This window comes from Pseudoxanthomonas sp. PXM04, from assembly GCF_014851695.1.
Taxonomy (GTDB): Bacteria; Pseudomonadota; Gammaproteobacteria; order Xanthomonadales; family Xanthomonadaceae; genus Pseudoxanthomonas_A; species Pseudoxanthomonas_A beigongshangi.
Map to the genome: position 1 here is coordinate 277,044 of NZ_JACVAG010000008.1, position 21,726 is coordinate 298,769.

The 21,726-nt window shown below is 67.1% G+C and carries 17 protein-coding genes; 14 read left to right on the top strand and 3 right to left on the bottom strand.

Features of this window, described 5'->3' with window-relative positions; genetic code table 11:
• The first annotated feature begins 222 nt into the window (after positions 1–222).
• Positions 223–1,791 carry an APC family permease gene (locus tag IB228_RS19265; RefSeq protein ID WP_192199586.1) on the top strand — a complete coding sequence of 523 codons (1,569 nt, stop codon included), beginning with the start codon at positions 223–225 and terminating at the stop codon, positions 1,789–1,791.
• Between the two features lie 21 nt (positions 1,792–1,812).
• Here the strand turns inward: IB228_RS19265 and IB228_RS19270 are convergent, their stop codons facing one another.
• Positions 1,813–2,550 (bottom strand): AraC family transcriptional regulator, encoded by a 738-nt coding sequence (locus tag IB228_RS19270; RefSeq protein WP_183639450.1) that lies wholly within the window; start codon positions 2,548–2,550, stop codon positions 1,813–1,815.
• 359 nt (positions 2,551–2,909) lie between these two features.
• Here IB228_RS19270 and IB228_RS19275 point away from each other — a divergent pair, with 359 nt between their 5' ends.
• From IB228_RS19275 to IB228_RS19335, 13 genes are all read left to right on the top strand, one after another.
• The gene (locus tag IB228_RS19275; protein WP_192199633.1) at positions 2,910–3,866 is read left to right on the top strand and encodes a proline racemase family protein; all 957 of its coding nucleotides are present in this window, start codon (positions 2,910–2,912) and stop codon (positions 3,864–3,866) included.
• Positions 3,863–4,963: an FAD-dependent oxidoreductase gene (locus tag IB228_RS19280; RefSeq protein ID WP_192199587.1), complete on the top strand. Its 1,101-nt coding sequence runs from the start codon at positions 3,863–3,865 to the stop codon at positions 4,961–4,963. The genes IB228_RS19275 and IB228_RS19280 overlap by 4 nt, the downstream gene beginning before the upstream one ends.
• A complete protein-coding gene (locus tag IB228_RS19285) occupies positions 4,960–5,208 on the top strand; it encodes a (2Fe-2S)-binding protein (protein ID WP_192199588.1) in 249 nt (82 codons plus the stop codon). Before IB228_RS19280 ends, IB228_RS19285 begins: the two co-directional genes overlap by 4 nt.
• Positions 5,201–6,514: an FAD/NAD(P)-binding oxidoreductase gene (locus IB228_RS19290; protein WP_192199589.1), complete on the top strand. Its 1,314-nt coding sequence runs from the start codon at positions 5,201–5,203 to the stop codon at positions 6,512–6,514. The genes IB228_RS19285 and IB228_RS19290 overlap by 8 nt, the downstream gene beginning before the upstream one ends.
• Positions 6,511–7,419 carry a dihydrodipicolinate synthase family protein gene (locus tag IB228_RS19295; RefSeq protein ID WP_183639446.1) on the top strand — a complete coding sequence of 303 codons (909 nt, stop codon included), beginning with the start codon at positions 6,511–6,513 and terminating at the stop codon, positions 7,417–7,419. The genes IB228_RS19290 and IB228_RS19295 overlap by 4 nt, the downstream gene beginning before the upstream one ends.
• Positions 7,416–9,029 carry an aldehyde dehydrogenase family protein gene (locus IB228_RS19300; protein ID WP_192199590.1) on the top strand — a complete coding sequence of 538 codons (1,614 nt, stop codon included), beginning with the start codon at positions 7,416–7,418 and terminating at the stop codon, positions 9,027–9,029. The genes IB228_RS19295 and IB228_RS19300 overlap by 4 nt, the downstream gene beginning before the upstream one ends.
• Positions 8,948–10,228: a Xaa-Pro peptidase family protein gene (locus IB228_RS19305; RefSeq protein WP_343227113.1), complete on the top strand. Its 1,281-nt coding sequence runs from the start codon at positions 8,948–8,950 to the stop codon at positions 10,226–10,228. The genes IB228_RS19300 and IB228_RS19305 overlap by 82 nt, the downstream gene beginning before the upstream one ends.
• Positions 10,180–11,613 carry a glycoside hydrolase family 2 TIM barrel-domain containing protein gene (locus IB228_RS19310; RefSeq protein WP_343227112.1) on the top strand — a complete coding sequence of 478 codons (1,434 nt, stop codon included), beginning with the start codon at positions 10,180–10,182 and terminating at the stop codon, positions 11,611–11,613. Before IB228_RS19305 ends, IB228_RS19310 begins: the two co-directional genes overlap by 49 nt.
• Positions 11,614–11,852: 239 nt before the next feature.
• Positions 11,853–12,866 (top strand): LacI family DNA-binding transcriptional regulator, encoded by a 1,014-nt coding sequence (locus IB228_RS19315; protein ID WP_192199592.1) that lies wholly within the window; start codon positions 11,853–11,855, stop codon positions 12,864–12,866.
• A gap of 380 nt (positions 12,867–13,246) precedes the next feature.
• A complete protein-coding gene (locus tag IB228_RS19320) occupies positions 13,247–16,264 on the top strand; it encodes a TonB-dependent receptor (protein ID WP_192199593.1) in 3,018 nt (1,005 codons plus the stop codon).
• 83 nt (positions 16,265–16,347) lie between these two features.
• A complete protein-coding gene (locus tag IB228_RS19325; protein WP_192199594.1) occupies positions 16,348–17,055 on the top strand; it encodes a SapC family protein in 708 nt (235 codons plus the stop codon).
• Positions 17,042–18,058 carry a cupin-like domain-containing protein gene (locus tag IB228_RS19330; protein WP_192199635.1) on the top strand — a complete coding sequence of 339 codons (1,017 nt, stop codon included), beginning with the start codon at positions 17,042–17,044 and terminating at the stop codon, positions 18,056–18,058. Before IB228_RS19325 ends, IB228_RS19330 begins: the two co-directional genes overlap by 14 nt.
• Before the next feature lie 9 nt (positions 18,059–18,067).
• On the top strand, positions 18,068–19,588 hold the full coding sequence (locus IB228_RS19335; RefSeq protein WP_192199595.1) for a tryptophan halogenase family protein: 1,521 nt from the start codon (positions 18,068–18,070) through the stop codon (positions 19,586–19,588).
• Between the two features lie 7 nt (positions 19,589–19,595).
• Here IB228_RS19335 and IB228_RS19340 read toward each other — a convergent pair whose 3' ends face one another.
• Both IB228_RS19340 and IB228_RS19345 read right to left on the bottom strand, forming a co-directional pair.
• Complete coding sequence (locus tag IB228_RS19340; protein ID WP_183639438.1) at positions 19,596–19,838, bottom strand: hypothetical protein; 243 nt, start codon at positions 19,836–19,838, stop codon at positions 19,596–19,598.
• Between the two features lie 56 nt (positions 19,839–19,894).
• On the bottom strand, positions 19,895–21,676 hold the full coding sequence (locus tag IB228_RS19345) for an EAL domain-containing protein (RefSeq protein ID WP_192199596.1): 1,782 nt from the start codon (positions 21,674–21,676) through the stop codon (positions 19,895–19,897).
• Positions 21,677–21,726: the final 50 nt, after the last annotated feature.

Consider the following 21,726-nt stretch of genomic DNA (forward strand, 5'->3'; position numbering starts at 1 on the left):
ATCCCGACAAAACGGGAAAAATGGAAACGGGTTTGTGCTCACTTCGCCGCCAGGACCGACGGAATCCGCCAAGACCCGGGCAAAACGCCATTTCTAGACTCCATTGACCGCCACGCACGACCGGATGCACCGGACACGGCACGGCGGGACGAATCGCCCGCGGTTCCCGGTGGGGCCGCGGGCGGAGCGCGACAAGGCAACGAGCTACCCGGGGGGGATGGCATGCAGCAGGGCAAGTTCAAACGAAGTCTTTCCGTGGCGGACCTGACCCTGATCGGGCTCGGCGCCATCTTCGGATCCGGCTGGCTGTTCGCGGCCAGCCACGTGGCGTCGATTGCCGGCCCCGCGGGAATTCTCTCCTGGCTGATCGGTGGCGTGGCGGTGCTCCTGCTCGGCCTGATCTACTGCGAGCTCGGCGCCGCGTTGCCACGCGCAGGCGGAATCATCCGCTATCCCACCTTTTCGCACGGTCCGCTGCTGGGTTACCTGATGGGACTGATCACGCTGATCGCGTTCTCCAGCCTGATCGCCATCGAAGTGGTGGCGGCGCGGCAGTACGCGGCGGCCTGGTTTCCCTGGATGAACAAGCCTGGTTCCGGCGATGCCAGCCTGGCCGGCTGGATCGTGCAGTTCCTGCTGCTGTGCCTGTTCTTCCTGCTGAATTATTTCAGCATCCGGACCTTCGCATTGGCGAACAACATCGTCAGCGCGTTCAAGTTCGTGGTGCCGATGCTGGTGATCGGCGTGCTCGCGCTGCATTTCCAGCCAGCCAACCTGTCCGAGCACGGCTTCGCGCCGTTCGGCATGGCCGGCGTGGGGGCGGCGGTATCCGGCGGCGGCATCATCTTTGCCTACCTGGGGCTGACACCGATCATCTCCGTGGCCAGCGAGGTGCGGAATCCGCAGCGGACCATTCCGATCGCGCTGCTGCTGTCGGTGGTGTTGTCCACGCTGATCTACGTGCTGCTGCAGGTGGTGTTCCTGGGCAGCGTGCCGGCATCGGCGTTGACGCAGGGTTGGGGACCGGTCGGTGGTGAGTACTCGCTGCCGTACCGCGACATCGCGCTGGCGCTGGGCGCCGGCTGGCTGGCGGTGCTGGTCGTGTCCGATGCCATCGTTTCACCCAGCGGTACCGGCAACATCTACATGAACGCCACTCCGCGGGTGATCTATGGCTGGGCGCGGACCGGTACGTTCTTCCGGTTGTTCACCCGGGTCGGAGTGTCATCCGGCATCCCGCGCCCGGCCCTGTGGCTGACCTTCGCGCTCTCGGTGTTCTGGACGCTGCCGTTTCCGTCGTGGGAAGCGATGATCAACGTGGTGTCGGCCGCGCTGATGATGAGCTACGCCGTCGCACCGGTCACCGCCGCCGCACTGCGCCGCAGCGCGCCCGGACTGGACCGGCCATTCCGGGTGAAGGCGCTGGACGTGCTTGGACCTCTCGCTTTCGTGGTGGCCTCGCTGATCGTCTACTGGTCCGGTTGGTCCACCGTGTCCTGGCTGCTGGGCCTGCAGGTGCTGCTTTATCTGATTTACCTGGCCTGCGCGCGGCTGATGCCGGCGGGACAGCTGCCGCTGCGCGCGCAGATCCGCTCCTCGCTATGGCTGATCGGGTTCTACCTGATGATGATCGGCGTGTCGTACCTGGGCTCGTTCGGTGGCCGCGGCATGCTCGTCCATCCCTGGGACGCCACGGCGGTGGCGGTGGTCGCCCTGCTGGCCTATTGCTGGGGTGCCGCCACCGGCCTGCCCGCCACGCAGCTGGATCTGGGTGCGGAGGACGATCAGTAGCGCGCCCCCGCAGGGCGGCGGTCAGGTGCCGGCGATCGGCGCCGCGCGCGGATGCCGGCCAAGCGCGCGATAGTCGCGCGGGGTCATGCCCACGGTGGCCTTGAACTGGCGGGTGAACGCGCTCTGGTCGGCGAAACCGCAGGCCTGGCCGATGCTGGCGATGCTGGCATCGTCCTGCAACAGGCGCATCGCGGTCTCGATGCGCAGCTTGGTCAGCATCTGCTGCGGGGTGAGCTGGAAGACGCGGCGGAAGTGCCTTTCCAGCTGGGCGACCGACAGGCCGGCGAGATCCGCCAGGGCGGTGATGCGGACGTTCTCGCCGTGGTGCTCCTGCATGTGGTCCACCACCTTCATCAGGCGCGGGAAGGTCGAATGGCGATTGTCCGGCTGGCCGAGATCGCGCGAGATGCCGATCAGCCCGACCACCGCGCCGGCCTGCAACACCGGCCGCTTGAAGGTGAGCGCCCAGCCCGGCATGCGATTGGGGAAAAGGTGGACTTCCAGCTGGTTCTCGATGATCTCGCCGCGCAGCACGCGCAGATCCTGCTGCTGGTAGCTGTCGCCGAAGCGTTGCGGGAACACTTCCACGGTGGTCCTGCCGAGCACGTCGGCGCGCTGCTTGCGGCCCAGTCGGCGCATCAGGGTGAGATTGCAATGGGTATAGCGGCCCTGCGCATCCTTGATGAAGAACACCACGTCCGGCAGCGCGTCGTAGAGCGCCTGCAATTCCTGTGACGGGATGTCGATGTCGAACGGCATGGGCATGGACTCCGATGGCGGCGGCGGGATCGCCGCATGGCGGCGAAACGCGGAGAGTGCATGCGCGTCCACGCACCGCCAGGGCGCGCGCCGCGTTCGCAATCCTGCGGCATTCGGCATCCGCCACGACGCCGGCGCGGCATCGTGGCGTTAGTGGACCCGCGTTTCCGCGGGCACCGTGTACCCCTCTCCGTGAAGCACCATAACAGTGATTCGCGCCGATATGTCAATGCCATCCGGCAGGGATGAAAATGCTGCGGCGCACCGTTCCGGTCGCGTCAAAATCGTGCCGAATTCCGCATCGGCACCGGACATTGCCGGCTATCCGCTGCCAACCCGCGGATGAAAGCATGTCCGCCATGCAGACACTCGACGTCATCGATTCGCACACCGCCGGCGAACCCACCCGGGTGGTCGTGGCCGGTTTTCCCGATCTCGGCGGCGGCGATCCGGCGGCGCAACTGCGCCGCTTCCGCCAGGATTTCGATCATTGGCGCAGCGCCATCGTGTGCGAGCCGCGTGGCTCGGACACGGTGGTAGGAGCGCTGTTGCTGCCGCCAACCGAGCCGGATGCCGCGGCGGGCGTCATCTTCTTCAACAACGTCGGCTATCTGGGCATGTGCGGGCACGGCACCATCGGCGTCGTGCGGACCCTGCATGCGCTGGGGCGGCTGACGCCGGGCGCGCATCGTCTGCAGACGCCAGTGGGTACGGTCGGCGTGGAACTGCACGCCGACGGCCGTGTTTCGGTCGACAACGTGGAGAGCTACCGGCTGGCGGCCGACGTCGCGGTCGACGTGCCTGGACATGGCTGTGTGCGCGGCGACATCGCGTGGGGCGGAAACTGGTTCTTCATCACCGCGCAGACGCCCTTGCCGCTGGTGCTGCGCCACCAGCGCGAGCTGACCGCCTACAGCGAAGCCATCGGCAACGCCTTGCGGGACTCGGGCATCACCGGTGCCGATGGCGCGGAGATCGATCACATCGAACTCAACGCGCCGGCCAGCGACGGCAGCGGGGTAATCGCCAACTTCGTACTGTGTCCCGGACTGGCCTATGACCGCTCGCCCTGCGGCACCGGAACCAGCGCGAAGATGGCCTGCCTGGCCGCCGACGGAAAACTCGCTGAAGGCGAGGCCTGGATCCAGCAGGGCATCCTCGGTACCCGCTTCGAAGGCCATTACCGGCGCGGCACCCGCGGCATCCTGCCGCGGATTACCGGCCAGGCCTACCTTACCGCCAGGGCGCAGCTGTGCATCGATCCCTCCGATCCCTTTGCCTGGGGCATCGGCGCGGCGGGTGACGGCGCGCGGTGAACACGTTCGATCTCATCGTCGTCGGTGCCGGCATGGTTGGCGCGGCCTGTGCCGACGCCGCCTGCGCGGAGGGACTGAAGGTGGCGCTGGTCGAGCCGGGTCCGATCGGCGGTGGTGCGACGGCGGCGGCGATGGGGCATCTGGTGGCGATGGACGAGGATCCGGCGGAACTCGCGCTGGCGGCGTACTCGCTGTCTTTGTGGGAGGAATTCCCGGATCCGTGCGCGGCCGAATTCAGTCGCTGCGGCACGATCTGGGTCGCGCGCGACGAACGGGAACTTGAGCGGGTAGCGCCCAAGATCGCGCGCCTGGCGGCCGTCGGCATCCAAGCCGAGGCGCTGGATGCCGCACGCCTGCGGGCACTGGAACCGCATCTGGCGCAGGGCGTGGCCGGCGGCCTGCGGGTCGAGCGGGAGGCGGTGGTGTATCCACCACGCGCGGCGCGTTGCCTGGTCGATCGCGCGCGGACCCATCGCCTGCACTTGTTCCTTGGTCGTCGTGCAGAGGCGCGATTCGAAGGCGGCGTGAAGCTGGACGACGGTACCTGCCTGCACGGGCCGGTGCTCGTCGCCACCGGATGCGCGGCGCCGACGTTGTTGCCCGGGCTGCCGCTGCGTCCGCGCAAGGGGCAACTGGTGATTACCGACCGCCATCCCGGCATCGTCCACCACCAATTGCTGGAATTGGGCTATGCCGATTCCGCGCACGGCAACGCAGCCAGCAGCGTCGCCTTCAACGTGCAGCCGCGTCCCACCGGGCAACTGCTGATCGGTTCTTCCCGCGAGGAAGGCGTGACCGATCCGGCAGTGTCTATTCCCATGTTGCAACGCATGCTGGCACGCACGCTGGACTACCTGCCGATCCTGCGATCCGTGCAGGCCATCCGAGTGTGGACCGGGTTTCGCCCGGCCACGGCGGACGGGCGTCCGTATATCGGAGCGATGCCCGACGCGCGCGATATATGGGTGGCGGCCGGACACGAAGGGCTTGGCATCACCACCGCGCTGGGCACCGCCCGCCTGCTGATGGATCTGTTCCTGGGACGCGAGCCGGCGATCGACCCGGCACCGTATTCGCCCGCGCGGGGGATGTCGTGAGCGGCCCGGTGCGGGTGAGGGTGAACGGCCAGCCGGTGGACGTGCCGGCGGGCAGCAGCGTGGCGGCCGCGATCGCGCGGGCCGGTGTGCTCTCGACACGCCGTTCGGTCGGTCGGTTGCCGCGCGCACCGCTGTGCGGCATGGGCGTGTGCTTCGAATGCCGGGTGCAGATCGACGGCCTCGGCCAGCGACGCGCGTGCATGACGCCGGTGCGCGACGGCATGCGGGTGGAAACCGATGGCTGAGCGCGTGCGCGACTACGATGTGCTGATCGTGGGCGCCGGGCCGGCGGGCCTGGCCGCGGCGCTCGCGGCACGTGGCCATGGCGTGCGGGTGGGCTGGGTCGATGCGCAGGCCACGCCGGGCGGGCAGGTGTGGCGACACGCGGTCGGCCAGTCCGCCACGCCCGCCGCGGGATATCTGCGGCAGGCGCTGGCCGCCGGCGTGCAGTGGCACGCGCAGACCCAGGTCATCGCCACCGGCGGAACCACCGGGGAACTGCTGGCCGAAGACCCGTCTGGCGCATTGCGCCTGCGTTTCCGCGCCTTGATTCTCGCCACCGGCGCCCGCGAGCTGCTGCTGCCGTTTCCCGGCTGGACGCTGCCGGGCGTGACCGGCGCGGGCGGCGCGCAGGCGTTGGCCAAGCAGGGCGTTCCGTACGACGGTCGCCGGATCGTGGTCGCCGGTCGTGGTCCACTGCTGCTGGCCGCCGCCGACACCCTGCGACGGTACGGTGCGCACGTGGTCGCCCTCTGCGAACGGACCCCGCCCAGGCGCCTGTGGCATTTCGCGGCCGGATTGCCGCGCTGGCCGGGCAAGGCCGGGCAGGCGATCGCGCTGCGCCTGCGGCTGGCAGGCGTGCCGTACTGGCACGACAGTGAAGTGCTGGCCGCGCACGGCGGCGGATGCGTGGAAGCCGTCGACATCCGGCGCGGCCGCGAACGCCTGCGCGTTGCCTGCGACGGCGTGGCGGTCGGCTACGGGCTGGTGCCCAATATCGAACTGGCGCAGTCGCTGGGCTGCGCATTGGAACCGGCACCGCGGCATCCGCGCGTGCGGGTGGACGCCAATCAACGGACCAGCCTGGCCGGGGTGTACGCGGCGGGCGAAGCCTGCGGCATCGGCGGCCGCGACAGCGCGCTGCTCGAAGGCGCCGTCGCCGGCCATGCCGCCGCCGCCGGCGCGGACGCGGTGCCGGTCGCACTGCGCCGCCGGCAACGGCATGCCCGCGCCTTCGCCGCGTGGCTGCAACGCCACTTCGAACCCGACGCGCCGGACTGGCCGGCGATCGCGCCCGGCACCGTGGTGTGCCGTTGTGAGGACGTCACCGTGGATCAACTGCAACGGTTCGCCGACGCGCGCGACGCCAAGCTGGCCACCCGCTGCGGCATGGGCGCGTGCCAGGGCCGCATCTGCGGTACCGCGCTCACCGAATGGGGGCTGTTCGCCGGCCCCGTCTCCGCCGGGGACCGCCGTCCCCCCGTGTTTCCGGCTCGCATAGACACGCTGGCCGACTTTTCCGTTCCTACCCAGACAGGTGCATCACCATGAATCCAAGCCAATTCCTGCGCGGCGTCCTGCCCGCCATCACCACGCCTTTCACGCAAGACGGCAGCGTCGATCACGCCTTCCTGGCCGAACATGCGCGGAAGCTGGTCGATGCCGGCTGCACGGCGCTTGTGCCGTTGGGATCGCTGGGCGAGGCCGCGACCCTGAGTTTCGACGAGAAGATCGCGATCATCCGCACCCTGGTCGCGGCGGTCGGCGACCGCGCGCCGATCGTGCCCGGCATCGCCGCCCTGTCCACCGCCGAGGCGGTGCGGCTGGCGCGCGCGGCGAAGGAAGCCGGCGCGGGCGGCATGATGGTCCTGCCGGTCTACGTCTACACCAGTGATTGGCACGAAGCTTCCGCGCATGCGCGCGCGGTGCTGGAAGCGGTGGACCTGCCGGCCATCATCTACAACAACCCGATCGCCTACCGGACCGACATCACGCCGTCGCAGATTGCCGAGCTGGCGCGCGACTATCCGCATGTGCACGCGGTGAAGGAATCCTCCGGTGACGTGCGCCGCTTCGCCGCCATCAAGGAACTGACCGGCGACAAGCTGGTGCTGCTGGTGGGCATGGACGATGCGATCGTCGAAGGCCTGTCGATGGGCGCCGAGGGTTGGATCGCCGGCCTCGTGAACGCCTATCCGCGCGAGTCCGTGCGCCTGTTCGAACTTGCCCGCGACGGCGGCTACACGGCCGCGCGCGAACTCTACGAATGGTTCCTGCCGCTGCTGCGGCTGGACACGGTCGCCAAGTTCGTCCAGCTGATCAAGCTGGTGCAGGCGCAGGTCGGCATGGGCAGCGAACACGTTCGCGCGCCGCGCCTGCCGGTGGAAGGCGCCGAACGCGAGGCGGCACTGGCGGTCATCCGCCATGCCATCGCCCATCCGCCGCGGCAGTCATGAGCGGGCCGGCGGCGCCGGTCCTGCTGGCCGGCCAGTGGCGGCAAAGCCAGGATGGATCCGGCGCGAATGGAACCCATGCGTTCCAGGCCGATGATCCGGACAGCGGCGAAGCTTTCGGCACCGCGTATCCGATCAGCGGCGAGCGGGATCTGGAAACGGCGATCGCGTCGGCCTGCGCCGCCGTGGACGAACTCGCCGCAGCGGATCCGGCCGCCATCGCGGATTTCCTGGAGCGCTACGCCGACGCCATCGAGGCGAACTGCGAATCGCTGGCGGCGCTGGCGCAAAGGGAAACCGGGTTGCCGGTTTCCCCGCGTTTCCTCGGCGCGGAGATTCCGCGCACCTGCGGCCAGTTGCGACTGGCCGCCGAGGCGGCGCGCAGCCACGCCTGGACCCTGCCGACCATCGACACCCGCAATGGCCTGCGCGCGTGGCTGGCGCCACTCGGCAAGCCGGTGCTGGTGCTGGGACCGGGCAACTTCCCGTTCGCGTTCAACGCAATTTCCGGCAGCGACTTCGCGTCCGCATTGGTGGCGCGCACGCCGGTGATCGCCAAGGCGCATCCCGGCCATCCCGGCACCAGCGAGCAGCTGGCGCGGCTGGCCCACGAGGCGTTGGTCGCCAGCGGGCTGCCCGCCGCCAGCGTGCAGATGCTGTATCAGTTGCCGGAAGCGCTTGGCCTGCGCGCCGCCGGTGACGCCCGGATCGGCGCGGTCGCATTCACCGGAAGCCGTGCCGCCGGCGTCGCCTTGAAGCGCGCCGCGGACGCGGCCGGCGTGCTGTTCTACGGCGAACTCTCCAGCATCAATCCGGTACTGATGCTGCCAGGGGCATTGGCCGCGCGCGCGGAGACGCTGGCGCAGGAACTGCTGTCCTCCTGCACGCTCGGCGCCGGCCAGTTCTGCACCAACCCGGGGCTGGTGCTGGTGCCCGAGGGCAACGATGGCGACGTCTTCGTAGACACCGCGCGCCGTGGTTTCGCCGAGGCGCCGGAAGGCCTGCTGCTGTCGCGCGGCGGCCAGCGCCACCTGCGTGCCGCCGTGGAAGCGCTGATCGCGGCGGGCGCCACGCCGCTGGCCGGTGGTGGTGTCGCCAGCGGCGGTGGTTTCCGCTGTCGTCCGGCACTGCTGAGCGTGGACGGCGAGCGCTTCCTCGCCGCCGCGGACGCGCTTCAGCGGGAAGCCTTCGGACCCGTCACTCTGCTGGTGCGCGTACGCGATCCCGCGCAGATGGACGCCATCATCCGCACGCTGGAAGGCCAGCTGACCGGCACGATCTACCTGGCCGATGACGGTAGCGACGCCGACCTGTGGCGACAGCTGGCGCCGCCGTTGCGCGCGAAAGTGGGACGCCTGATCGCCAACCGCATGCCTACCGGCGTGGCGGTCAGCGCGGCGATGAACCACGGCGGCCCCTGGCCGAGCGCGAGCCATCCGGGCTTCACCTCGGTCGGGATGCCGGGTGCGATCAGGCGCTTCGCAGCCCTGCACAGCTACGACCAGGTGCCCGACGCGTTGTTGCCCGCGCCATTGCGGAACCGCAATCCCGGCCGCGTGCCGAGACTCGTCGACGGCAGCTGGACCGATCGCGATCTGGAGATTCCGGAATGAGTGCGCAGATCGGCCATCTCTCGCCGACGCAGGCGACCGGCATGCTGCATCCGTGGGAACGGTGTGCAGCGCCCATCGCCGCGCAGGAGTACCAGCAGCGAATCGAACGCGCGCGCGTGCTGATGCGGGCGCGCGGCGTGGATGCGCTGCTGGTCAACGCGGGTGCCTCGCTGCGATATTTCTGCGGGATTCCGTGGGGCGCCAGCGAGCGGCTGGTGGCCCTGCTGATCACCGGGAACGGCCTGCCGGTGATGATTTGTCCTGCGTTCGAAGCCGGTTCGCTGGAGGCGGTGCTGAAGATTCAAGTCGAACCCCGCCTGTGGGAAGAAGACGAGGACCCCTATGCGCGCGTGGCCCAGGCGATGAAGGAGCGTGGCGCGCGCACGCTGGCACTGGATCCGGCCGCCGCCTTCGCGATTCACCATGGCCTGTGCGAACACCTGGACGCACGCCGCATCTGCGAGGCGGGCGGGATCATCGACGGTTGCCGGATGTGCAAGTCGCCGGCGGAGCTGGCGCTGATGCAGCAGGCCTGCGACATGACCCTGCAGGTGCACCGGCTGGCGGCCGGCATCGCCCGCGAAGGCACCACCACCGCCGAACTGGTGCGCTTCATCGACGATGCCCACCGCGCGCTGGGCGCCGATGCCGGTTCCACGTTCTGCATCGTCCAGTTCGGCCATGCCACCGCGTTTCCGCATGGCGTGCCGGGCGTGCAGTCGCTGCGCGAAGGCGATCTGGTCCTGATCGATACCGGCTGCAGCGTGCAGGGCTACCACTCCGATATCACCCGCACCTGGATCCACGGTCGCGCCGATGACGAACAGCGTCGTATCTGGGATCTGGAACAGGCCGCGCAGGCGGCCGCGTTCGCGGCGGTGCGGCCCGGCGTGTCCTGCGAAAGCGTGGACCAGGCGGCGCGACGCGTGCTGGAGTCCGCCGGGCTGGGACCGGACTACCGGCTGCCGGGATTGCCGCATCGCACCGGGCACGGTTGTGGCCTCTCGGTGCACGAAGCACCGTATCTGGTGCGCGGAAATGCCACCGCGCTGCAGCCGGGCATGTGCTGCAGCAACGAACCGATGATCGTGGTGCCCGGCCGTTTCGGCGTTCGCCTGGAAGATCACTTCCACGTCACCGACGAAGGTGCGTGCTGGTTCACGCCGCCTTCGCCGGCCATCGATCAGCCGTTCGTCTGAGGCAACAACTGGCGTGGCGGGACCTGATGCGGGACCATGGAGCGCCGCGGGCGCGATGCCACGGCGCTTGCCTGGAGAGGGTTCCCATGCGAAACATCCTGCTCTGGTGCTGTCTGGTTCCGCTAGTGGCGCTGGCATCCGAGGACCCGGCGATACCTGCACACGTCCAGATCAGCGAGGGGCCGGACGGTTATCGGCTCACCGTGGACGGTCATCCGTTCCTGATCCGTGGCGCGGGACTGGCGGATGGCAACCAGGAAGCACTCGCCGCGCGCGGTGGAAACTCCTTCCGGACCTGGAGCACCGGTACGGATCGGGCCAGGGTGGTCGGCATGCTGGATCGGGCGCGGCGCAATGGCCTGATGGTCGCGATGGGCATCGAAGTCGCGCGGGAACGCCACGGTTTCGATTACGGCGACTCGGCGGCGGTGGAAAGACAGTGGAAGCGCGTCCGCGAGGAGGTACGTCTCTACCGGAATCACCCCGCGGTGCTGATGTGGGTGGTCGGCAACGAACTGAACCTCGAATCCCGCGATCCGCGGGTATGGAACGCCGTCAACGACCTGGCGGTCATGATCCATCGCGAGGATCCCCATCATCCGGTGATGACCACGCTGGCGGGATTCGACCCGGATTTGATGGAGCTGATCAGGACGCGCGCGCCAGCCCTGGACCTGATTGGGATCCAGCTGTACGGAGATATCGTGGATCTTCCCGCGAAGCTGGAACGCAGCCGCTGGAAGGGGCCCTACGTCGTCACCGAGTGGGGACCGACCGGGCATTGGGAAAGCCCGCAGACCGATTGGGGCGCGCCCATCGAGGGCGATGCGTCGCGGAAGGCGGCATGGCTCCAGGAGCGCTACCAGCGCCTGATCGCGCGCGATACCCGCCAGGGGTTGGGGTCCTACGTGTTTCTCTGGGGCGACAAGCAGGAGCGAACGCCCACCTGGTACGGCCTGTTCCTGGCGAGTGGGGAAAGCACCCCGGGCGTCGATACGATGCAATACCTGTGGACCGGTCAATGGCCACGAAATCGCGCGCCATCAATCACCCCGATTGCCATCGACGGGAAGCAAGCGGAAAGCAGTCTGGTCTTGCAGCCCGGACAACGCGTCACCGCCCGGACCACCAGCGAGGACCCGGATGCCGACCGGTTGACGTTCCGCTGGCGGATCCGCGAAGAGAGCAGGGCCACCACGGTGGGGGGCGACGCGGAAGCCGTGCCGCCCACGGTTGCGTTCAAACGGGAGGAGGATGGCCGTGGAGGCATCTCCTTCCAGGCGCCCGTGGTCGCCGGCAACTATCGGCTGTTCGTGGAGGTGCATGACGGGCAGGGGCATGCCGCATACGCGAACTTCCCATTCCGGGTCGCCGCATCGCAGTGAAATCACGGGCCGGGGGCATCCGTCTGGACCGCGCCCACGCACCGACGGCTCGCCAAACGCATCGATGTCCGGCGACACACGCTGGACACGCGGCAGATCCGGACATGGGTTGACAGCGCTGTCATGTGATTGCTAAACCATGCCGCCATTCGACGCACCGCGTCGGGACAGCGGCTGCCAGGTGCGGCGTCCGAATGTGCGGTCATTGGTTGCGGCGTCGCGACGGGGGCGGATGAAGAATGCGCAGTCGAATCGAGGACGTGGCGGCGGCGGCGGGTGTGTCCATGAAGACCGTCTCCCGGGTGCTGAACCATGAACCCAACGTGCGCGAGGAAACGCGCCAGCGGGTGATGCAGGCCGTGGAGGCGCTGCAATACCGGCCGAACCTCTCGGCACGCAGCCTGGCCGGCCAGCGCTCATACACGGTGGCGCTGGTCTACAACAACCCTTCGCGCAATTACCTGATGGAAGTGCAGGGCGGAATGCTGGAAGCATGCCGCGCCAGTCACTACAACCTGGTGCTGGCACCGGTCGGCGCGCCACGCCTGCGGAAGGCAGCGGACCTCAGGGCCGTTTTCGAGCATTTCGCGCCGGATGGCGTGGTGCTTATTCCTCCCCTGACCGACGACGCGACCGTGCTGGAATACCTCGAAGAACATGAGGTTCCTTTCGCCTGCATCGCGCCGAGGCATTCGACGGGGCGAATCGGCGTGATGATGGACGAGACCGCGGCGGTCATCGAGTTGGTTCGCGGCCTGATCGCGCTGGGGCACCACCGGATCGGGCACATCAAGGGACCGCCCGCGCATGGAGCCTGCCTCTGGCGCTACCGCGGCTACAGGCAGGCGCTCAAAGCGGCGGGCATCGACGAAGAGCCAGGCCTGGTCGTGCAGGGAAGGTTCTCCTTCGAATCGGGCATCGAAGCCGCACATCGCCTGCTGGACATGGCACACCCGCCCACGGCCATCTTCGCGGCCAACGACGACATGGCGGCGGGTTGTATCCGTGTTGCTTCCCTGCGCGGACTTCGTGTGCCCGCCGACCTTTCCATCTGCGGATTCGACGACACGCCTATCGCGCGACACATCCATCCCGCCCTGACCACGGTGCGTCAACCGACTTCCGAGATGGGGCGAATGGCGACGATGGAACTGTTGGCGAGGATCCGCTCCCCCGATGCTGGGCGGATGGTGCATGTGGAGCACGAAGTGCTGTTCCGCGAGTCGACCGGGCACCCGCCGCGCGCACGCTAGGTCCGTTGTCCGATCAAGTCCATATCGGACATGCGCAGGACATCGGCGGACAAGTGAGTGTCTACGCCAGATAAAACAGCGCGGCGTGCCACACGCGAGTCGTTCTTCCCGCGTGTTTATGTACACGTGTATAGAAAAAAATGAAACGAATTTCAGTAGAAGAATATTGCTGGCCCAATGACTGGAAAACGATTTCAGCTGCATTGCACAAATGACAAAAAAGGCTGAAAACAAGTGTTTTTGAACAACAAAAAGCAAAAATGACACGAAAGTTGACAACGCTGTCAATCGGGCGTCCAATTCGGCGCCAGCAGAGGTGACAGCTATCGCTTGAGCAAACGCGCGTCGTGCAGTTCGTGAATTTCCGGGGAGGAAGATCCATGAAGCAGGTGCAGTTCGTTCCGAAGAAGAAACTCCTGACGTCGGCACTGTTGCTGGCATTGGCCAGTCCGGCCTGGTCGCAGGAAAGCGCGCAGAACGAGGGGAATGCGCAGGGCACGCCGCCGCAGGCTGACCCAGCCACTCTCGATACCGTCACGGTCACCGGTATCCGTGGCAGTTTCATGTCGTCGATGAACCTGAAGCGTGATTCACAGGGCGTGATCGACGGTATCGTTGCCGAGGACATCGGCAAGTTCCCCGACACCAACCTCGCAGAATCCCTGCAGCGGATCAGCGGCGTGTCCATCGATCGCTCGCTCGGCGAGGGTTCCAAGGTCACCGTGCGCGGCGTCGGGCCGGACTTCAACCTCGTGTTGTTGAACGGCAGGCAGATGCCGGGCGGCTTGCTGGGGACCGGCGGTGCGGGTGTTTCCAATTCGCGCGCCTTCGATTTCGCCAATCTGGCCTCCGAAGCGATCAGCGCCATCGAGGTCTACAAGACGGCGCGCTCGGACACACCCAGCGGCGGCATCGGCGCGACCATCAACATCAAGACCGCACGCCCGCTCGACAATCCCGGATTGGTCGCCAGTGTCGGACTCAAGGCCGTCAACGACACCACGGTGGACAATCTGCCCCGCACCTTCAAGGGCGAGTCGATCACCCCGGAAATCTCGGGCATCTTCAGCAACACCTTCGCCGACGGAAAGTTCGGCGTGGCTTTATCGGCCAGCTACCAGGAGCGTGATTTCGGTTTCAGCCAGGCGTCGGTCGCCAACGGCTGGGCCAAGTTCCGTGGCGATGACACCACCAGCTGGAACCGGTTGCCGCAACCGGGCGAACCCAACTCCGAGCTCATCACCAACCGGCCGGGACCCAACGACGTCTATTCGCGGCCGCAGAACACCGGCTACAGCGTCAACGGCGTGCAGCGCCAGCGCACCAACGGCCAGCTCGTCCTGCAATGGGCTCCCACCGACCGGGTGACCACGACGCTGGACTACACCTATTCGGAAAACAAGATCCAGCAGCAGCGCAGCGAGCTTTCGGTCTGGTTCAACTACCAGCCGGGCGAGAGCACCTGGACCGATGGTCCGGTATCGGCGCCTACCTCCTACTCGGAGTTCACCTCGGGGACGGCGGACGTGGCCATGGGCGGAGCACAGTTCGCCACCAAGAGCGAGAACAAGTCGCTTGGCTTCAACGTCGAGTGGGAAGTCAACGACGCGCTGAACCTCGAATTCGACTATCACGACTCCACCGCCGAGACGATGCCGGACAGCCCCTACGGATCGGCCGGCGTGCTGGCCGCGGCGGCCTTCGTGCGCGGCACCACCACCGTCGACTACAGCCGTCCGTTGCCGATCGTGCACATGGAGTTCCCCAATGGTGGGGTGGAGCCCTCGCGCGCGCTGGTGACCGGTTCGGTCTTCCACAACAGCTATACCAAGTCGGAAGTTGAACAGGGTCAGGTCAAGGGTCGCTTCAAGTTCGGCGACTACTCCGGGCTGGATTTCGGCGTGGCTTCGACCGAAGTGCAGAACCGGACAGCCTACGGGTACATGCAGCGCGATACCTGGGGCGGCGTGGGCCAGCCTGGCGACTACGACGACGACATCTGGTATGCGGACGACATGTCGCGCTACTTCAGCAGCTTCGACAACCACAGCGACCCCCGCTGGAGCAGCCGGTTCCTGGTGTTCGATTTCGAACGCCTGCGCCAGCGCGCCGCGCAGGTCGGCGACGAGAACAACCCGGCATGCCCGACCTGTTACGTGGCACCGGACGAGTTCACCCGCGACATGCGCACGACGGAAAAGTCAAAGAGCGCGTTCCTGCAGTGGACCACGACCTGGGACTGGAAGGTGCCCATCCACGCCGCGGTCGGGGTCCGCTACGAAAAGACCGACGTGGAATCCACCGCACTGGTGCCGATCGGACAGACCATCACCTGGCTCTCCGCCAACGAGATGGTGGTGAACTACGGCGAGGCCGGCTTCACCCAACTGGAAGGCGACTACGCCTACTGGCTGCCCAATCTCGATCTGCGCGCGGACCTGAGCGACAACATGGTCCTGCGTGCCAGCTACGGCCGAACCATCGGCCGGCCCGGCTGGGAGCAGATCCAGGGCGGCAAGACCATCGCCAACATCGTGCGCGTGGACGGTGGCGATGGCAGCCAGGGCAACCCGGCGCTCAAGCCGCTCGTGTCGGACAACTTCGACGTCTCGTTCGAGTGGTATTACGGCGAGGCAAGCTTCGTTTCGGTGGGATATTTCCGCAAGAACATCGACAACTACATCGGCACCACCCAGGTCGCGGATACCTCCTTCGGGCTGCATACGCCGGTGGGCGGCACCTACTGGAACAATGCGATCGATGCCGGCTGCCCGGCCACCGACATGGTATGCATCCGCAACTACATCTTCCGCAATCATGATGGCGACCCCGGGGTGACCCATACCGGCACCAACAGCAACGGCGAGGAGACCGGAACCATCGTCGGTCAGCCGGGGGATCCGGTCGCCAGTTTCGACATCACGGTGCCGGCCAACCAGAAATCGGCGTCGCTGGATGGCTGGGAATTCAACGTCCAGCACATGATCGAGGACACCGGTTTCGGCATCGCCGCCAACTACACCATCGTCAATTCGAGCCTGACCTACGACAACTACAATCTCGGCGAACAGTTCGCGCTGGAAGGTCTTAGCGATTCCTTCAACGTGGTCGGGTTCTACGACAAGGACAAGTGGCAGATACGACTGGCGTACAACTGGCGCGACAGGTTCCTGTCGAGCCGCTTCGATGGCCAGGGGCCCAATCCGAACTACACCGAGCCCTACGGGCAACTGGACGCCAACATCAGCTACCAGTTCAACGACCGCCTGAGCCTGAGCCTGGAAGGCATCAACCTGACCGACGAAACCCAGCGCGTCCACGGGCGGCACGTGAACCAGGCGTTGTGGGTCACCCAGAACGGACCACGCTACATGTTCGGGCTGCGCTACAAGTTCTGAAACCAGGCCCATGAAAGGCCGGGCCACCGCCAACGCGCGGGTCCGGCCTATCATGGGCCAGCCCGGACAGCACGGTTCCCGCAATGCCCCGACACGCCCTGCTCAACAACATCGATCACCGCGATCTGCGTATCGACGTCCGCCGCGGCGAGGCGCTGGGCGACGCGGTCATGCTGGCGCCGATCTTCCCGGCCGAGTTCCGCGCCATCCAGCCGCACTATCCGATCGTGTTCCAGCGCCTGCAGGACGGTAGCTTCCAGCCGGTGGCGCTGTTCGGGTTCGAGCCGGGGCAGAACCTGTTCCTGGAAGGGGACGACTGGCAGGCACCCTATCTTCCGCTGTCGGTGGAGCGGCAGCCTTTCCTGATCGGCGCCTCGGGCGGGGAACTGCTCATCCATGTGGATCTGGATCACCCTCGCGTTGGCGGGCATTCGGGAGAGGCCGTGTTCCGCGAACATGGCGGAACCAGCGACTACCTGGAGCGGATCAACTCCGTGTTGCTGGCGTTGCACGACGGGCTTGCCGCCAACCCGGTGCTGTCGGCCGCATTGCTGGCGCACGGCCTGCTGGAATCCTTCGTACTCGATATCTCCCTGGATGACGGTACGCCATGCCGGCTGGCGGGCTTCCACACGATCCACGAGGAACGCCTGAAAGCGCTGGACGCCGGGGCACTGGCCAGCCTGCATGCCGCCGGCCACCTGGAAGCGATCTACATGGCGATTGCCTCGCTCTCCAATATTCGCGACCTCATCGCCAGGCTCAATGGCCGTCATGCTGCCTGCCGCTGAACCCATCGAGGAGGTCAACGACGTCGACCCGCAGGCATTGCCGGCACGGCTGCTGGGCTCGTCCCGGCCGGTGATCCTGCGCGGACTGGTTGCCCATTGGCCGATGGTCCAGGCAGCGCGGCGCTCGACGGAGGAGGCGATCGCGTACCTGAAGGGATTTGAGCGTCCCGGCGCGCCGCCGGTGGTGGCGACGGTCGGGCCTCCGGACATCCGCGGCCGATTCTTCTATGACGCGGATCTGCAGGGATTCAATTTCAGGCAGGAAAAGGTGCCGCTGGGCGTGGCGCTGGACACGCTGCGCAAATACCTGCCAGACCCGGCGCCGCCGGCCATCTACGTCGCCTCCACCACTCTCGATACGTGGCTGCCCGGATTCCGCGAACACAACGATCTTTGGCTCGGCGAGCGCGAGGCGCTGGCAAGCATCTGGATCGGCAACCGGACCCGCATCGCCGCGCACCAGGACGTGCCCGACAACCTGGCCTGCGTCGTCGCCGGCCGGCGGCGCGTCACCCTGTTCCCGCCGGATCAGCTCGCGAACCTGTACGTGGGACCCCTCGATTTCACCCCGGCGGGGCAGCCGATCAGCCTGGTCGATTTCGCCGCGCCCGATCTGGAGCGCCACCCGCGCTTCGCAGAGGCGTGGAAACACGCGCGGGTGGCCGAACTGGCGCCCGGCGACGCGGTGCTGATTCCGTCGATGTGGTGGCACCACATGGAGGGACTGGAACCTTTCAATGTGCTGGTCAACTACTGGTGGCGGCAATCGCCGGCCTGGATGGACACGCCGATGAACGCGCTGATGCTGGCGCTGATGACGGTGCGCGATCTTCCGCCGGAACAGCGTGCCATCTGGCGGGACGTGTTCGATCACTACGTGTTCCTGCCCGGCGAAGCCACCGCCGGGCACATGCCGGAAGCCGCCCGCCGCGTGCTCGGGCCGATGGACGAGAACCGGGCGCGCGAGTTGCGCGCACGCCTGCTGAAAAGACTCAACCGCTGAGGAGACATCATGGCGCAGGCCGAAGGCATCAACGGAAAAACCGTCAGGCGCGTGGTCATTGCCGGCGGCGGCACGGCGGGCTGGATGGCGGCGGCGGCACTGTCACGGATGCTGGGCAGGGTACTGGACATCACCCTGGTGGAATCGGAGGAGATCGGGACGGTGGGCGTCGGCGAAGCCACCATTCCCACCCTCGTGACCTTCCATCGCCTGCTGGAGATCAACGAGCAGGAGTTCATGGCCGCCACCCAGGGCACGATCAAGCTCGGCATCTCCTTCGAAGGCTGGCGCGAGGTCGGGCATCGCTACATCCACTCGTTCGGCGTCACCGGACGCGACCACTGGATGGCGAACTTCCACCACTTCTGGATGCGTGCCCATGCGCTGGGGCTGGCAGGGAGCTACGACGATTACTGCATCGAATTGAAGGCGGCGCTGGAGGACCGGTTCGCGCACCTGCCGCGCTACCAGATGAACTACGCCTACCACCTGGACGCCAGCCTGTACGCACGCTTCCTGCGCCGCTTCAGCGAGGGCTACGGGGTCCGCAGGGTGGAAGGCAAGATCGCGGACGTGCAGGTCGATGAGACGTCGGGCTGCATCGCCGCGTTGCGCCTGGAGAATGGCGACGTGATCGAGGGCGACTTGTTCCTGGACTGCACGGGCTTTCGCGCGTTGCTGATCGGCAAGGCGCTCAACGTGGGATTCACTGACTGGTCGCACTGGCTGCTCAATGACAGTGCACTCGCCACCCAGACCACCGCCGTGCGCGACGCGGTGCCGTACACGCGCGCGATCGCCGGCAAGGCAGGTTGGCAATGGCGGATTCCACTGCAGCACCGGGTAGGCAACGGCATCGTGTACTCCAGCCGCTTCATCGGCGACGACGAGGCGCGCGAGGAGTTCCTGTCCAGCCTGGAAGGCGAGATCATCAAGCAGCCTTGGCCGGTGAGGTTCCGGCCTGGCCAGCGGCACAAGTGCTGGAGCCGGAACTGCGTGGCGCTGGGGCTTGCGGGCAGCTTCATCGAACCGCTGGAATCCACCACCATCCATCTGATCCAGCGAGGCATCCTGCGCCTGCTGCATGCCTTTCCGCATGTCATCACCCAGGAAGCCATCGACGACTACAACGCGCGCCTGGACGCGGAATTGCAGCACGTCCGGGATTTCGTCGTCCTGCACTACCATGCGACCCGGCGCCGGGACACGCCCTATTGGCGCACGGTCGGGACGATGGAGCTGCCGCCGTCGCTGCAGCGGCGGATCGATCTGTTCCGGGAGACGGGCAATGTCTACCACGTGCCGACGGAGCTGTTCGCGGAGAACTCCTGGATCCAGGTGATGACCGGGCAAGGCATCGTCCCGAAGCGCCATCATCCGCTGGCCGACGTGATGGGCGAAGCCGAACTGGCCCGCTTCATGCGCGAGATCCGGGAAGGCGTGGACGCCACCGTGCGCCAGCTGCCCGCGCACATGGATTATCTTCGCGGCTATTGTCCCGGCGAGCGACCGCAGGCCCTGCCGGCCTGAACAGCGATCAGAGGCGGTAGTGGCTCGCTGGCGGCGGGAAGCGGCTGCTCTGGTCCGCCGGCAGCATCAGGCCGGCGCCGAGTTCGACCAGGCGCGACCAGACGTAGGGTTGCAAGTCCACCGGCGCGCCGGCATAGACGCGGGTCCACAGGTCGTCCAGGAATTCCTGCGCGGGTTGGCGCACGAGGCCACGCGCCAGCCGGTCGCTGGCGGCATCCAGAGCAATCCGGATTTCGGCCAAGGTCTCCATGCGGCGGACTATACGAAGGCCGCGTTCTGATTGTGTGACAGTCGGCGCCGGCGATCCTATTCCGTGACCGGTTCCGCGGTTGCCACGCCGTGCAGGCCCAGGCCGTGCCGCTTGGCATGCCGTTTGGCGGCAGCGGCGTCGGAGGCGACCTGCTCGGCGCTGTCGTAGCGGGCCGGGTCCACCTGGACCACGCCGATGGTCAGGGTGGTCAGCGGGAAGGTGGTGTAGCGGCCGCTGCGGTCTTCGCTTTCCAGCACGCCACGCGCCAGGTCCGGTTCGTCGAACAGCGCCCGCGAGGCGGCGTTGAAGTCGGCGATGATGTCGCGGCAGCGCCGCTCCCAGTCCTCGCTCTGCAGCAGCACCACGAAATCGTCGCCGCCGACATGGCCGACGAAATCCATGCTCGGCTGCACGTGCTTGAGCAGGGTGGAGGCGACCAGCCGGATCATGCGGTCGCCGCGGAAGTAGCCGTACTGGTCGTTGTACGGCTTGAAGCTGTTGAGATCGCAGTAGGCCGCGACGAAGGAGCGACCGGTTTCGAGCAGGCGGCCGATATGCTCGGAGATGGGGATATTGCCGGGCAGCAGGGTCAGCGGATTGGCGTAGCGCGCAGCCTCGATGCGCAGTTCGGTCACCCGTCGCACCAGTGCTTCGCCGGTGCCCACGCCCAGGTAGCGACCGTCGCGGGTGATGATGAAGCCATCCGACAGGTAGCGCTGATCCTCGCCCAGCAGGATTTCCGACATCGCGTCGATGCTCTGGCCGACGTCGCAGACGATCGGCGCGGCGTGCATCAGCAGTACGCAGGATTTTCGGCCGTTGAGCTCGCGTGCGAAAGGCACCGCCATGCGTTCATTGAATACCCGCCGGTTGATCAGGCCCAGTGGCTGGCCATCGGCGTCCACCACCGGCAGCGACGGCAAATCGGGATGATTGCGGAACAGCTGTTCCGCATCGAAGTTGCTTGCCTCGTCGGTCAGCGACGGCGCATCGATCAGCAGGTGCGCGGCGGTGACCCCGCGGAAATCGGAGGCGCGCCGCGCGCGCGGCCACACCGGCAATTTCTCGAAACGCGCCTCGCGGACTTCCGCCGGCACCGCCAGCGCCACCTCGCTGGCCGGGCGTCCCAGCAGGTAGCCCTGCGCGTAGGGGATGCCGAGATCCTTGATGATCGCCAGGTCCTGCAGGCGTTCGACACCTTCGGCGACCAGTTCGGCGCCCAGGCTTTCGGCCACCTGCACCAGCGAGCGGACGATGCTCAGCCGACCCGGGCTGTCGGCGATGTGGTGGATCAGGTAGCGGTCGAGCTTGACGTACTCCGGCGACAACTCGTGCCAGAGCTCGAAGTTGGAATGGCCATTGCCGAAGTCGTCCAGGGCGATGCGGATGCCGGCCGCGCGCAGGTAGCCCAGCGCGTCGGCCAGCTGGCCGACGTCCTCGACGATGTCGCGTTCGGTGATCTCGATGACGAAGCGGCCCAGGTCGCGGCCGGCCGACAGCAGCACCTCGATGACCTGCTGCGGGCGCAGCGCGCCCTGCAGGATCGCGTGGGCGCTCAGGTTGACCAGCAGGCGGCCGCCGCGATCGAAGTCGAAGCTGCGCGCCAGCGTGCCGGCGGCGACGGTCTCCAGTTCGCCCAGGCGGCCGGCGGCGCGCGCGCGATCCAGCAGCTCCAGCGGCGAGCAGGCGCGGCCGGCGATGCGCATCAGCCCCTCGTGCGCGACCACCTTGTTGTCCTCCAATCGCACCACCGGCTGGAACGCCGCCAGCAGTTCGCGGCCACGCAGGACCGTATCCAGCAGCGGATCAGACGAGACGGCGGAATCGGGTGTGCACATGGGGCCGCGAACCTAGCGCGCCTTCATGACAGTTCCGCGACGCGGCTGAT